The sequence below is a fragment of the uncultured Kordia sp. genome (genome assembly GCF_947489565.1).
Lineage (GTDB): Bacteria > Bacteroidota > Bacteroidia > Flavobacteriales > Flavobacteriaceae > Kordia.
Window position 1 is genome coordinate 32,440 of sequence record NZ_CANLEA010000019.1, and the last position, 14,029, is coordinate 46,468.

At 34.3% G+C, this 14,029-nt stretch carries 12 protein-coding genes; 4 read left to right on the top strand and 8 right to left on the bottom strand.

From position 1 onward, the window contains the following. Positions 1 to 212 precede the first annotated feature (212 nt). Entirely contained in the window at positions 213 to 1,106 is an 894-nt protein-coding gene (locus Q0845_RS21685) for an anti-sigma factor (protein ID WP_298517807.1), read from the top strand. Between the two features lie 166 nt (positions 1,107 to 1,272). Here the strand turns inward: Q0845_RS21685 and Q0845_RS21690 are convergent, their stop codons facing one another. Further along, positions 1,273 to 2,571 carry a M1 family metallopeptidase gene (locus Q0845_RS21690; protein WP_298517810.1) on the bottom strand — a complete coding sequence of 433 codons (1,299 nt, stop codon included), beginning with the start codon at positions 2,569 to 2,571 and terminating at the stop codon, positions 1,273 to 1,275. A gap of 234 nt (positions 2,572 to 2,805) precedes the next feature. On the opposite strand from Q0845_RS21690, the gene Q0845_RS21695 reads away from it, so the two are divergent. The 3 genes from Q0845_RS21695 to Q0845_RS21705 all read left to right on the top strand — a co-directional run bounded on the left by Q0845_RS21695 (position 2,806) and on the right by Q0845_RS21705 (position 6,467). Further along, positions 2,806 to 3,384: a TlpA disulfide reductase family protein gene (locus Q0845_RS21695; protein WP_298517813.1), complete on the top strand. Its 579-nt coding sequence runs from the start codon at positions 2,806 to 2,808 to the stop codon at positions 3,382 to 3,384. Between the two features lie 20 nt (positions 3,385 to 3,404). Next, a complete protein-coding gene (locus Q0845_RS21700) occupies positions 3,405 to 3,860 on the top strand; it encodes a hypothetical protein (protein ID WP_298517816.1) in 456 nt (151 codons plus the stop codon). 165 nt (positions 3,861 to 4,025) lie between these two features. Next, complete coding sequence (locus Q0845_RS21705; RefSeq protein WP_298517819.1) at positions 4,026 to 6,467, top strand: T9SS type B sorting domain-containing protein; 2,442 nt, start codon at positions 4,026 to 4,028, stop codon at positions 6,465 to 6,467. 61 nt (positions 6,468 to 6,528) lie between these two features. Here the strand turns inward: Q0845_RS21705 and Q0845_RS21710 are convergent, their stop codons facing one another. The 7 genes from Q0845_RS21710 to Q0845_RS21740 form a co-directional block, all read right to left on the bottom strand. Further along, entirely contained in the window at positions 6,529 to 6,981 is a 453-nt protein-coding gene (locus tag Q0845_RS21710) for a sterol desaturase family protein (RefSeq protein WP_298517822.1), read from the bottom strand. A 10-nt stretch (positions 6,982 to 6,991) separates the two neighbouring features. Beyond that, positions 6,992 to 7,831: a phytoene/squalene synthase family protein gene (locus tag Q0845_RS21715; RefSeq protein ID WP_298517825.1), complete on the bottom strand. Its 840-nt coding sequence runs from the start codon at positions 7,829 to 7,831 to the stop codon at positions 6,992 to 6,994. After that, positions 7,815 to 9,299, bottom strand: a complete 1,485-nt coding sequence (locus Q0845_RS21720; protein WP_298517828.1) for an NAD(P)/FAD-dependent oxidoreductase — start codon at positions 9,297 to 9,299, stop codon at positions 7,815 to 7,817. The genes Q0845_RS21715 and Q0845_RS21720 overlap by 17 nt, the downstream gene beginning before the upstream one ends. Positions 9,300 to 9,345: 46 nt before the next feature. Beyond that, positions 9,346 to 10,242, bottom strand: a complete 897-nt coding sequence (locus tag Q0845_RS21725) for a MerR family transcriptional regulator (protein ID WP_298517830.1) — start codon at positions 10,240 to 10,242, stop codon at positions 9,346 to 9,348. Positions 10,243 to 10,391: 149 nt separating this feature from the next. Continuing rightward, positions 10,392 to 10,604 (bottom strand): hypothetical protein, encoded by a 213-nt coding sequence (locus tag Q0845_RS21730; protein WP_298517833.1) that lies wholly within the window; start codon positions 10,602 to 10,604, stop codon positions 10,392 to 10,394. A 205-nt stretch (positions 10,605 to 10,809) separates the two neighbouring features. Next, a complete protein-coding gene (locus tag Q0845_RS21735; RefSeq protein WP_298517836.1) occupies positions 10,810 to 12,768 on the bottom strand; it encodes a S8 family peptidase in 1,959 nt (652 codons plus the stop codon). Positions 12,769 to 12,793: 25 nt separating this feature from the next. Beyond that, positions 12,794 to 13,897: a hypothetical protein gene (locus tag Q0845_RS21740; protein ID WP_298517840.1), complete on the bottom strand. Its 1,104-nt coding sequence runs from the start codon at positions 13,895 to 13,897 to the stop codon at positions 12,794 to 12,796. Between the last annotated feature and the right edge of the window lie 132 nt (positions 13,898 to 14,029).

Sequence of the window (14,029 nt, forward strand, 5' to 3'; positions counted from 1 at the left end):
TTTTAATATCTGTTAAATTTTTAATTCAGATAAACTTATTTAAATAATTGATATTTAATTATTTAAAATACATTTGATTCTTAGTGAGTTGCGTTTTAAAAAGTGAGTTTTTTTCGAAAAAAAAGCAAATTTTTTCAGAAGTGTTAGCTAGCTAACATTTTACGTGATTTTGCTGCAATACATTTGTAACATAATCATAAAAAATACTCGCAATGATAAAAAAAATGTTTTTGGGATTAGCGCTAGGACTCTTCGCTATCTCATGTAGTAATGATGATGATGCCACAGTTGCGTTATCAAACTTAAATGTAAATCTTAATGGATTAGAAAATCTTGGTGCAGACTTCGTTTATGAAGGATGGATTATTGTAAATGGAAGCCCAGTATCAACGGGAACATTTACTGTAAATGATTCAGGAGCTTTATCAAGAACTTCTTTTGCAATAAACTCAGATCAATTAGCTTCGGCAACGGCATTTGTATTGTCAATTGAGCCAGCAGTTGATCCAGATCCAGCACCAGCACCAACAAAATTATTAGCAGGTGATTTCTCAGGAAACACAGCAACTGTAGGATTAGGTCCTGTAACAAGCAATGGAGACTTTAACAGTGCTTCAGGAAATTTCTTTTTAAGAACTCCAACTGATGAAATGCCAGGCGCTGGAAATAACGGAAACGATCAATATGGTGTTTGGTTCGGTAACCCAGGTATGCCGCCAACAGCAGGTTTGAACTTACCTCCTTTAGCAGATGGTTGGAAATACGAAGGTTGGGTTGTAGTTGACGGAGTTGGACCTTTAACAACTGGAACTTTTACAACACTTGGAGCTGTTGATGAGTTTAACGGTTTCAGCGGAGCTGAAAATACAGTTGGACCTCCAGTTCCAGGAGAAGACTTTTTCCTCAATGCCCCTGCAGGTTTTACATTTCCACTAGATGTACGCGGACGTACCGTAGTAATCTCTGTAGAACCTAGCCCAGATAACAGTCCTGCACCATTCCTATTAAAGCCCCTATTAGGAACAGCAGGAAACGATACTGCGCCAGCAACACACGATCTTAACCTGAACGCTTCGTCGTTCCCAACAGGAACAATAGTGCGATAATCTTTATGATTATTATCGTTAGATTGAAAACACGTTATCAGTTTTGATAGCGTGTTTTTTTACATTGAGATATTGCTAGATTATTAAATATTCTTCATTTCAAAAATCTCAATACAAGTAATTTAGTTTGTATATTATTTTTACTACTATAATTTCATAGCTAAGATTAGCTCTTGTAAACCCATGCATTGAAAAAGTCGTCTAATTCTACACCTGATGATTCTTCAAAAGCATTCTGAAAATCAATAGTTTCGACTGACTTTCCAAAATATTTGGTAGTGTACAATTTGATTGCTTTCCAAAATACCTCATCACCTAATTTTTCTCTTAATAAGTGCAATACATACGCGCCTTTAAAATAGACTAAGTTTCGGTCATCACTGGTCGGATTTGACCAATTTGCAAACACCAGCGGTTTATCGTTCCCTCGCTTTTTTATGGCTTTATATACGTTGTAGTATGAATCGATATCGGATTGATACTTTTTTTCTCCGAAGCGATGTTGGTTATATGCAGCAGACATGTACGTTGCCATGGCTTCGTTCAGCCAAAAGTGATTCCAATTTTTACAAGTAACTCGATTTCCCCACCATTGATGCGCCAGTTCATGTGAAATCAAATTGGATTCAGTGCTATCTTTCAATACTAACTTTCCATAGCTGTCTTTCAAGGTTGAATACCCAGACATTTCTTGATAATGCGCTCCAATAAGTATTTGGGAATACGTGGATTGATAATATTTCACACCAGATTTCTCTTCAAAAAAAGAAATTATCTTGGGCGTTTCTTGAAAGATAGTTTTGAGCTGATTGTTAGTATACTCTCGTGAGTAATATCTCAGTAGTACATCTCCAGATTTTTCTTCCACTAGATTGAAATTACCAATAGCAAATCCGTAGGTGTAAGTAGGTGATTCATACTGTTGCTGATAAGAATATTGTATTTTACTTTTCTTTCGAGATCGGTTTACTAATTCGCCACTAGCAATGCAGTCTTGATCTGCTGGAACAGTTATATTTAAATGAAATAAGGCTTTGTCTCCAGGTGCATCATTGCAGATCATCCATTGGCTTGTAGAATATACCGTAAAGGCTTGTTCACTATCTGAATCAAACAAAAGTCCGGTTGTTGGATTTCCGTGATAATCGATGGTAAGTTCGTTTTCCTTTTTTTCTCTATCCGATAGTTTTATGGTTACATTACCATTCCTATTCTTGAAGCTGATGACATTGTCTCCCGTCACCTTATCGATGCTAAGATTTCCTGATTTAAAGACTACAGTATTCGCATTAGTTTCGATTTGAAACTTAATGACAACTGTACCTCGAATGTATTTCTTACCAATATCAGGCTCAATGGTCAAGTGATAACTAATAACATCTAATTCAAAATTTTTAGAACCAACTTGGGCAAATAATGCGAGCCAAACGATTATTGAAAAGATGAATATGTGCTTAGAATACATTTTTTAATGAGAGATGACTTGTTTGTATATCGTTTTACATTGGGATTAAAGATAGCTAAAAGTATGAAAGTGTTGAGGTTTCAATAGGAATACGTTTGGATATCAATTTCTTTCGAAAAGTACTTTGAAGTGACTTTTTTAATGAACAATCTCTTTTCTCTAGAAACACTCCATGCTGAAAGTTTTGTGACTCCTCACGACTAAATCCGTATCTTTCACTTTTTAAAAGCACATATGAAACTTACTCGGAAACATTGGAGCAATATTATTTTTGTGGTCATTATTGCATTGATCATTTTTACGCCTGTTGGAACATTTGTCAAAGTTAAACTAAATCAAGCTAAGATGTTATTCTTCAGTCCAAGCACTATTGAGGAAGCCGAAAGAGTAAATATAAGCGACTTTCATTGGAATTTGGTAGATGATTCCGGAAAAAAAGTAAACTTCAAGGAAATGGAAGGAGACATCATTCTGGTAAACTTCTGGGCGACTTGGTGTCCGCCATGTGTTGCAGAAATGCCAAGTTTGAACAATCTGTATAAAGATTATGGCGATAAAATTACGTTTGTGTTTTTGGCGAATGATGACAAAGAAAAAGTAAATTCGTATTTAGAAAAGAATGGCTATGACTTACCTGTGTATTACACAAAAGCAAATGAACCCAAAGAATTAATATCTCCAGGAATTCCAACCACGTTTTTAATTGACGATCAAGGGAATATTGTCATGAAAGAAGTCGGATCGTACAATTGGAATAGTACAAACGTTCGCAATCAAATAGATGAATTGTTGGCTTTTTCGTTAGCGGAGTAAGCTGTTTATATTCTTTTGCAATGAATTGGAAATTAAAATACACTGTATTTAAAATAAAAGTTCTTCAGAAAATACAGTACTTCATTTATAAACTAAAGTCTGCTGTTGGAATCAAAAAAATTGGATTTAAAAAATTTGATAGTTTGGTCATTATGGAATTGTTAAATCAATATAAACCAGATCTTTTTACTATGAATGTGGTGTCTATTCAAGATAATTTAGATACTGCAAATCTTGAAGTTATTCATGATCAAGGAATTCGCCTTGATAAATCAGATTATTTGTCAATTATATTAAATCTGAAAAAACGACAAGTTAGGATTGTAAAAGGAAAAAATCTTAATAAATATATAGATGATTCTATGGAATCGGAAATAGTGAAAGAAATGCAATCTAAAATAACAACTGGAGAAATTATTTTTGGACTTCATTTAGGCATGAAAAGAATACAGAAATGTCTTGCTAAACAGAAATAAGATTTATAAAGCTTATTGTAAATACTAAAACCTGAATATTTTACGCAACCTATTTATTAAAAATGTATCTCATATATAAAGTTAATAACTAAGTGTACTAAAACTTAAGTTTACCTCTATATCAACATCACTTTGGTGTTTGACTCATATTTTTAAAACTGTAGAATGCTAAAATGTATATCAAATTTATTGTGTAAAACACTCTTACTACTATTTATCTGTTCCTATTCATCTGTAAAAGCCCAAACAATAGAGGTTTTAAATATTCCAACTACATATGGAAGTAGATATGCAGTATATCAGGGTTTCTCACTTGAAGGAACTCAATTAGATTATGCAAGGGAGAAACTTTTAGAACCTGCAAATTTTGGACCTGGTGGAATTATTCATAATAGTATAAATATAACAAGTGATTTTGGGGATCTTAATTCTATTACTAGTGTAAGTCAGCTAAATTCGTATGATATTATTTTTATTGGTTCTGTTTTTGGTAATAGCGGTTCTTTTACGGAATCAGAAATTGACATTTTAAAAGCATGGTCTGCTCAAGAAAAAAAGGTCATGATCATTGCAGAACAACCTTTAGGCAATCCAGTTTCTACGGCACTTGGCTTTCCTTTAACTGATGATAATGTCGATCCATCAACGGCAACAGTAGATGATAATGCTAGAAATATTAATATTTTTTCAGGTCCTTTTGGGTCTGTGTCACAAATATCACAAGCTGGAACCTCACAAGGTTATTTTTTATCAAGTTGTATTGCGCCTGCTTTGAGTAGAAATGCCAATGGAGATGCAACGATATTATATGATACAAGGTATAATGATATACTTATAGCTGATACTGGATTTTTTCAAGATTCTCGAATGCAAAGCAGTACTTCAATACTCTATAATTCAGAAAGAGCTTGGGCTAATCTCTGGGCTTGGGCAATTAGAGAAGTATTATTAGGAACAACACCTATTGCCTTAACCGATGGTGGAGAAGCTGAGGTAGTTACTCCATCGCCAGCTTGCGAAGGTGCAGAAGTTGCTATTGTAGTTTCCAATAATGTTGGTAGTGTTACTACGTGGGAAACCTCTACTGATAATGGCAACTCGTGGAGTCAAATTACTTCAACAAGTAATCCATTAATCTATGATAATGCTGTTGATGGACAAAAATTTAGAGCAGTTACGTCTGTTGGTATAGGATGTCCCGATTATGTTTCGTCTGAAACAACCGTTAGTATAGTAGCCAATCCATTGGCGAATCAGCCTGTAAATATGGAATTTTGTGATGATGCTGGTAATAATGGAATTGGATTATTTGATTTAACGACTCAAAACGCAACTATTTTAGGTTCACAATCTGATGTTGATTTTACAGTAAGATATTATACAAATGCTATTAGAACAGATGAAATCAGTGCTACAGATGTAACTTCATTTAACAATACATCTAACCCACAAGAAATTTTTGTCAGAGTAGAAAATAATACAACTTTATGTGTGAATGATGAAATTAGCTTTTTGTTATTAGCAAACACACTTCCTGTAGCAAATCAGCCAGAAGATATGATAGTGTGTGTAGATCAAAGTAATGGATATTTTGCAAGTTTCGATTTGACTTCTCAGAATGCAACCATTTTAGGAACACAATCAGCATCAGACTTTACAGTTCACTATTATAGAGATGCTGCTCGATTAGACGAAATTCTTGGTTCCGATTTGATAACGTTTACGAATACTGTCAATCCTCAAGAGATTTTTGTGAGTTTATATAATGATGATTCAACATGTGTAGATGATAGTGTAAGTTTTCAATTAGTAGTTAACTTACTGCCAGAAATTACGCTTGAAGATGAATATGTACTATGTCTTGATGCAGATGGAAATAGTATTGACGCTATAAATGCCCCTTTTTTAAACAGTCCTCCAATCGAGACATTGTTGAATGAGGCAACATATTCATTTGAATGGTATTATGGCTCAACAGTGACTAATGCTAATCTTATTGTTGGAGAAACAAATAGTTCTTTTGCGCCTACAACTGCGGGCGATTATACAGTCGTAGCAACTAATATTCTTACCCAATGCTCTTCACAATCTACCACTACGGTTATTGGATCATATCCTCCTGAATCAATTTCAATAGGACAGATTACGGAATCACCATTTTCTGGAAACGATACTATAGAAGTAAACGTTACAGGAAACGGAACTTATGAGTATAGTTTAAATAACGGACCATGGCAAATATCCAATATATTTCCTAATGTTTCTGGATGTGATAATGTGGTTTACGTTAGAGATTTGATTAACTGTAATGAAATTTCAGAAAGCATAAGCATATTAGATTATCCTAAATTTTTTACACCTAACGGAGACGGATATAATGATACTTGGAACATTCAATGTAGATCTAGTTTTCCAAATGCGAAAGTGTATATTTTTGATAGGTATGGAAAGTTATTAAAAATACTAGGTCCAAATGAAATTGGTTGGGACGGAACGTATCATGGCAATAAAATGCCAACAAGTGATTATTGGTTTAGTGTAGAATATGAGAGCTCTTTTGATAATGTAAGAAAACGATTTGCATCACATTTTACCTTAAAAAGATAACTTGTGTTAATTTTTAAAAACTTGTTGTGTGAAGTAAGAATAAATGAGTTGCTTAAAAAATTTACTTTCGCTTAAAATACTTTCGAGGAACCCACAACATTCCAAAGCATTCTCCATCACCTTTCCCTAGGTGTTTGTGATGAATTTTATGTGCTCTTCGAACTCCTTTAGCATACCAATTGTTGGCATTGCGGAACATCTTGAAACGCTGATGAATAAAGATATCATGTACAATAAAATAGGCGAGTCCGTAAGCAAAAATACCAAGTCCAATAGGCAATCCTAACCAAAATATCTCAAATTTCCACAGTAAAAAACAACCAATACTTACAATGGCGTAAAAGATGAAAAAAGCATCGTTACGTTCAAACCATGAATCGTGATCTTTGTGATGATGATCTTTGTGTAGCGACCATAAAAAACCGTGCATTACGTACTTGTGCGTTGCCCAAGCCATGAATTCCATGATGCAAAAAGTTGCTAAAAAAGCGGTGATCCAAATAAGGGTATTCATTGTTTTTAATTTATATCAAGTTTAACTGATAATTTACATACGACTTTGCTAATAACGCCATTTTTTGATAATTCGGAATGCGAATTCGTGTGTTTTTAATTTTCTTAGAAGGCGTTCGCTTTAACTTATGTAATAATTTTGAATAATATTTATATGCTGTAAACACGCCAAACTTTGCTTCCATAGGTAATTTTGCAATTCCTTCCAGACCGAGTTTGAAATCGTGTTCAATTTCTGCTATAATTTTTTGTTTGGATGCTTCGTCCAAGTTTTTTAAATCAGCATCTGGGAAATACGTACGATCCAAATCTTCAAAATCTGCCTTTAAATCACGTAAAAAATTCACTTTCTGAAATGCTGAACCTAAAGACATCGCCGAAGACTTTAACTCTTCATATTTTTCCTCATTTCCTTTTACAAATACTTTCAAACACATCAAACCTACTACATCTGCCGAACCATAAATATATTCTTTATATTCTTCGTCTGTTAAATATACTTTTTTGTCTAAATCTTGACGCATACTTTTCATAAAAGCATCAATCAAGTGTATTGGAATGTCGTATTTATGAACCGTGTGTTGAAATGAATTTAAAATTGGATTCAAACTAATCTTATGTTCCATCGCCGAATCCCAATCTGCTTGAAACTTATCTAGCAAAAATTCTTTGTCGTACTCGTGAAAAGAATCTACGATTTCATCTGCAAAACGCACAAAACCATAAATATTATAAATGTCTTGTCGGATAGAAGGTGCTAACATTTTCGTCGCTAGTGAAAAAGACGTACTGTACGATTTCGTAACAAGCGTACTACAATTATAAGAAACAGAATCAAATAGTGCTTTCATGAGTATTTGGTTGATGTTTGGTGATTAATTCGGCTACCAATTTCCCAGAAATTAACGCTGGAGGAACTCCAGGACCAGGAACTGTTAATTGACCAGTAAAATATAAGTTTGATACTTTTTTACTTTTCAAATTAGGTCTTAAAAATGCAGTTTGAAGCAGCGTATTGGCCATTCCGTATGCATTTCCTTTATAGGAATTGTACTCTTTTACGAAGTCATTTACACAAAAGGACTCTTTAAAGATAACATGATTTAATATATTTTGTTGCGTAATTTCCTGAAATCTGTCCATAATAATGTCAAAATATTGATCACGGAGTTCAGGCGTATCTTCCAAGCCTGGCGCAATAGGAATTAAAAAGAATCCTCCTTCTTTTCCTTCTGGCGCTGCTGCTGAATCTGTCATTGAAGGAAAGTTGGCGTAAAATAAAGGTTCTTTTGGCCAAGAGGCTTTATCGTAAATTACATGTGCATGCGCGTCAAAATCTACATCAAAAAACAAAGTATGATGCGATACATTTTCAATTTTTTTATCAAAACCTACATAAAATAGGAGTGAAGAAGGTGCAAATGTTTTCTTACTCCAATAATTTTCAGAGTATTGACGATATTTTGTATCTAACAAGGTTTCTGAATGGTGATAATCGGCTCCAGAAAGCACAATATCACCTTCATATTCGCCATGTTCAGTAAGTACTTTTGTGGCTTGTTTTCCTTCTACAGCAATCTTTACGACATTTTCATTCGTCTTAATAGTTACACCTAAGCTTTTTGCTAAGGTTTCCATTGCCTGAATAATGCTGTACATGCCGCCATCAGGATGCCAAGTTCCCAATCCGAAATCGGCATAATTCATAAAACTATAAAAGGAAGGTGTATCACTCGGTTTTGCTCCTAGAAATAATACAGGAAATTCTAATATCTTAATCAATCGGTCATTCTTAAACTCTTTGCGAACATCACGTTTAATATTGCTAAAAAACTGACCAATCTTTTTAATTGTTTTCGTGTTGATTAATTCTAAAGGAGAAACTCCAGGTTTGTAAACCAAATCTTTGATGGCTACATTATAATTGTCTTCAGCATTTGAAATAAACTTTCGGAGTTTAGCACTGCTTCCTTTTTCTTCTTCTTCAAAAGCAGCACATATTTTTTCTAAAGTATCTTCAATACGAATGGAATCGTTTTTTCCAAAATACACTTCATATGCTGGATTGAGTTTCTCTAAATGATAAAAGTCAGAAGGTTTGGTATTAAAATCGCTAAAAAAGCGCTCAAAAACATCTGGCATCCAATACCAAGAAGGTCCTAAATCAAAAGTAAATCCATCTCTTTTCAGTTGTCTAGCCCTGCCGCCAACGGTTGCGTTTTTTTCAAGGATAGTGACATCATAACCTGCTTGAGCTAAGTAACAAGAAGCAGATAAGGAGGAAAATCCAGAACCTATAATTATAGTTTTTAATTTCATTGTTTAACAAATGTAGTAAAAAGTTAAACAAAAATAAAATTGAATTTTAGATTTCTTCAACTAAGTCAATGATAGACTTAAAAACCTTAAGATTTTTGTAGTTTTTTGTGTTCCTGACATGCTTAGATTGGTATCCAAGAAGCCATAAATGATTATTGTCAAGTCCTATCTGTTCATTAAACTCATCCAAGTAATCTTCAAGTTTATCTTCTGACGGTGTTACCGTAAAGTAAGAAATAAAATGCAATTCTGGAAAAAAGTTATGCACATTTGTCAAGCTGTCTATCGGAATCGTTTGTCCAAGGTAGATGGTATGATAGCCTTTTAGCTGTAATTCGTAGTTTAAATACAACAACCCAATTTCGTGAATTTCATTCTCAGGTAAATACAAAACAAAAGTTTTGGTCTTATTTGATTTTTCTAAAGATTGAATACGTTCTGTATTTAGAATAATCTTCTGTTTTACTAGGCTTGAGATGAAATGTTCGTGTGCTGGATTTATGGTTTGTGTATGCCACAAGACACCTAATTCATTCAATAAAGGAATGAATGTGTCATAAAAAATCTCACGAAAAGATTTTTCGGCTAATAATTTATTGTAAGTATTATAGAAAAGGCTGTAATCAAAATTAAGCATTGATAGCTTAAAAGAATTCAATGCTTGGTTGTGGATATTTTTCTCAGTAGCAATCTCTCTGACAAGAATGTGAATCTTATCTTCAGGGATTTGAGCAATCTTTGAGATCTTATATCCGTTTTTATAAAGTAATGTAATGTTGAGGAGTTTTTGTAAACTCTTTATGTCGTAAGTACGTATATTTGTATCTGTTCGCTCAGGTGCCAGTAAATCATATCTCTTTTCCCAAATACGAATAGTGTGTGCTTTGACTCCAGAGAGATTCTCCAAATCTTTTATACTAAACTTTGTTTTTACAGCATCCATTCGTTTATCCTTTTTCTAAATAGCTTAAACAAAAATACTAATTTTATCGGTATTTTACTTGCTTTATTTCACTTTCCTTTTATTAAGAATGGTTCTAAATAAAAAAGACTACCATTTCTGATAGTCTTTTAAAAATTATTTCTCAATAATTAACATTTTTCCAATGTTTCACAATTGTACTGTATTGAATATAAGTAACATACTAATGGTTGAACCGTCAATGCTATAGTACAATTTCCGATCGGTCTGGCACAAGTGATGGTAAATCCATCAGTCTTGTTTACACCACCAACGATGGTCTCGTTTAAAGAAGAAACTACTTGTTTTTCTAGGCTTAATGATTTTAACTTTCTTTTTTTCATGTTGATAAGTTTTAAAATGTTTAGGTTAAAACTATAAAGAACAAGAATGCCGAAAAACTAAAGCTAGTCGGTATTTATAAATAGCGACCGTTTTGCTGTCCAAATTGATAAATTTTGATGTATTTGTACAGTATTTCAGTGCTTTATGTTAAAAAAGGCGAACTGCGAGTTCGCCTTTTAGGGTATTTTATTTTGTGTAAACTACTTATTTTTTGATAATTTTTTCGGTAAATGTTTTTGATTTGGTAAGAACTTTTACAAAATACATTCCTTGTAAGCTTCGTTGAATATCTACTGAAATTTTATCCTTGTTATCAAAATCAATCGATTGAATCAATTCTCCTTTAAAGTCTAGAATTTGAAGTATTCCGCTTTCTTTTTCTTCAAAATACACAGAAAATGCTCCTTGATTTGGATTTGGAGCAATATAGATCTTTTGCACTTCTTCTTCAGAAACTTCTTGGTCAAGAGATTCATCAATAAAAGCGATTGGTTCATCATTGCTTCTACTTACAAACGAACCTGTACATCCCTCAATATATGCTCTAAAAACAGAACCATTCAACGCATCAAATCCTGGTGCTAAAACAACTTCTGTTCCCGCATGATAAATCGCGGTAGCCCCTGAACTTATGGTATTTGAAGCCGTAATATCATTAGAAGCTTCTTGCGTGTCTGTTCCCGATAGTACATTTGTAGTAATGTTTAATGAAACAGGACAAGGAGTTAATAATGCTGCAGCTGCGCAGACATCAATCAATCCGTGACCGTAATTGTTATCTTGTCCTGTAGTTCCTAAATCGATGGCTGTTGACATCAACGCATCTTTAATAGTATCTACAGTGGCATTTGGATCTACTTGTCTTAACAACGCAACTGCTCCAGCTACATGTGGTGCAGCCATAGAAGTTCCGTTAAAAGAAGAATATCCACCACCAGGTATTGATGATCTAACAGATGATCCACGTGCAACAACCTCTGGTTTTATAGCCAAAAGCGGATCTGCGGTACAGGTAGAAGGACCTCTACTACTGTACGAAGCAATATTTGCTCCTGTAGCATCTAAAGCGCCAACCGAAAAAGTATTATACGCTGTCGTAGCTCTGTCGGAAGGCGTTCGCAGTGTACTGCTTCCAAATCCTCCTTCATTTCCAGCGGCAAAAACAACGACAACTGTAGCTGCTTCTACATTATCTATTACAGACCAAAATGTAGTGTCACATGCCGATGGAACATGTCCGTATATTGGACTTAATCCCCAAGAGTTAGAACTTACATCTGGCACATCATCTACCGTAGTTGGATCTCCATCTGGATCAACAGTCCATTGAAACGCTAACAATGCATTGGAAATCGTATTGCTAATACCGCCAATGTCAATTACACCTGCAGAAATCCATTCAGCATCATACGCAACACCAATAATATCTCCGGTGGTACTTCCTAAAATTGTTCCCATGGTATGAGTTCCGTGCGAACCAGAATCTACTGGATACGTAGGCGAGAGTCCATTTGGATCAAACCATGCTTCTCCCGGTGTAACTCCCGTAGCATTTCCACGCCATTTTGTTGTCAATGCGGGATGACTTGCATCTACTCCAGTATCTAAATGTGACACCAAACGTCCTGCTCCTGTATATCCTTGCGCCCACATACAATCTGCATTGATAAGCGTAACTCCAGGTTCAACACCAGAAGTGCTTATGGAAGCAGCTGTTGTTCTGTCTGCTGGAAGAATAGAAGTAATGAGATAATCTAAATATACAAACGCAACGTCTTTGTGTTGACTGATTTCTACGACTGTCTTAGCTTTTCCTTTTACGAGTACGGCATTAATGATCCAAAGTGGTTGAAAGGCACTTATATCGCCTCTTCTTTTTTGCATACTTAAGTAGGATACAAGATCTTTTTGGGTATTTCCAGCTTTGTTTTGAAGCATGGTGACCACTTGCTCATGTAATTGTTGTCTTGTTAGACTTTCTTGATTTCTCTTTAACTCAGTTAACTCTACTTGATCAGAGAGCATTACAATAAATGAAACTTGCTCTTCAGATTGTTTCGTTTTGAGTTGTTCTAGTAAATTTTCGTCAATTTTTTCTTGGGCTATACCTGAATACCAAACAAAAGAGAGAAAACTTAGTATATATATAGATAAGTTTTTCATAATGTTATTGTTTTAAGGATAGCACTTATTTTTTATTGATTTCTTTGTCTAATTTTTCAGATAATGCATCAACTTGTTTTTGTAGTTTGATGATATAAAGTGTCAACTCTTCTATTTTTTCTTGTTGAATACGTGTAATATCTCCCAATTCAACACCTTGTGCTTCAACTTGCTTTTCAGAAGGAACATTAGGTAAATGACCATTTTCTTTAATGAAACTTTCTACTTCATTGATTGGAAGTAAATCATAATCTGCATCAAAAACATAATCAGCCCAACCTGTGCGCACACGTACTTCTTCTGTTAAAATTCCTCCTTTAACGTATAAACTGTATGCACTTGTATTTGCGCCACCAACACTATTTGGCAATTGATTCGTGTTGATTCCTACTTTATCTTGATCAAACTCACCATAAATTAATGGAGTAGAAGTGGTTGTCACATCAATGTACAATTTTTCGTTTCCAGTTTCATTGTATCCAGCGTCATTTCCTAAGAAAACATTTAAATAACCGCTAGAATTGTTATATCCAGAACGATAGCCTAAAAATACATTGTACTTTCCTTCTTTAATTACGCGACCACTTTCAGTACCAACAGCAACATTATAGTTTCCACCTGGCGCACCGCTAGATCCAAATCCAGAATTGTTTCCAACATATACATTTCCAAATCCTTCTGCATTATAATATCCAGCAGCGGCTCCTAACAAGGTGTTGTGAAATCCATCGGTATTATTTTGTCCTGCACCACTTCCTATAGTAGTATTATAACCACCAGTATTGATTCTACCAGTATAAGCTCCAATAAAAGTATTATTATTTCCTTTACTAGATCTTCCTGCACTTGAACCCATAAATGTATTGTTGTAACTCACAGAGTCATCGCGTCCTGCTTGAGATCCAAAGTAAGAGTTATTGCTTCCAGTAGTTGTAGCTCTACCACTAAAATGCCCAAAGAAACTGTTGTTAAAAGCTGTAGCAGAAGGACCTGAAAAGTATCCAACGTACGTAGCATTAGTACCTCCAGTACCTGAGCCAGTTCCGAAATTAGTAACCTGTGCTTGTAAAGCATTTACTGAAAATAAAGCGATTCCCGCCATTAACAGATTGAAAATTGTTTTTTTCATAATTAAAATATTTATTTGTTTTTGGTTACTTAAATGTACACTAAAAGACTGCTCTTAAAGTAGGTTTTAGACGTATCATTTGTACGTTTTTACGTAATCGTTATTCAGATAAAATACTTATTATGAGTAGTT

Bases quoted from the DNA above. Each gene is read 5' to 3' on its own strand.
- Q0845_RS21685 (WP_298517807.1), top strand. From the start codon at position 213: ATGATAAAAAAAATGTTTTTGGGATTAGCGCTAGGACTCTTCGCTATC.
- Q0845_RS21690 (WP_298517810.1), bottom strand. From the start codon at position 2,571: ATGTATTCTAAGCACATATTCATCTTTTCAATAATCGTTTGGCTCGCA.
- Q0845_RS21695 (WP_298517813.1), top strand. From the start codon at position 2,806: ATGAAACTTACTCGGAAACATTGGAGCAATATTATTTTTGTGGTCATT.
- Q0845_RS21700 (WP_298517816.1), top strand. From the start codon at position 3,405: ATGAATTGGAAATTAAAATACACTGTATTTAAAATAAAAGTTCTTCAG.
- Q0845_RS21705 (WP_298517819.1), top strand. From the start codon at position 4,026: ATGCTAAAATGTATATCAAATTTATTGTGTAAAACACTCTTACTACTA.
- Q0845_RS21710 (WP_298517822.1), bottom strand. From the start codon at position 6,981: ATGAATACCCTTATTTGGATCACCGCTTTTTTAGCAACTTTTTGCATC.
- Q0845_RS21715 (WP_298517825.1), bottom strand. From the start codon at position 7,831: ATGAAAGCACTATTTGATTCTGTTTCTTATAATTGTAGTACGCTTGTT.
- Q0845_RS21720 (WP_298517828.1), bottom strand. From the start codon at position 9,299: ATGAAATTAAAAACTATAATTATAGGTTCTGGATTTTCCTCCTTATCT.
- Q0845_RS21725 (WP_298517830.1), bottom strand. From the start codon at position 10,242: ATGGATGCTGTAAAAACAAAGTTTAGTATAAAAGATTTGGAGAATCTC.
- Q0845_RS21730 (WP_298517833.1), bottom strand. From the start codon at position 10,604: ATGAAAAAAAGAAAGTTAAAATCATTAAGCCTAGAAAAACAAGTAGTT.
- Q0845_RS21735 (WP_298517836.1), bottom strand. From the start codon at position 12,768: ATGAAAAACTTATCTATATATATACTAAGTTTTCTCTCTTTTGTTTGG.
- Q0845_RS21740 (WP_298517840.1), bottom strand. From the start codon at position 13,897: ATGAAAAAAACAATTTTCAATCTGTTAATGGCGGGAATCGCTTTATTT.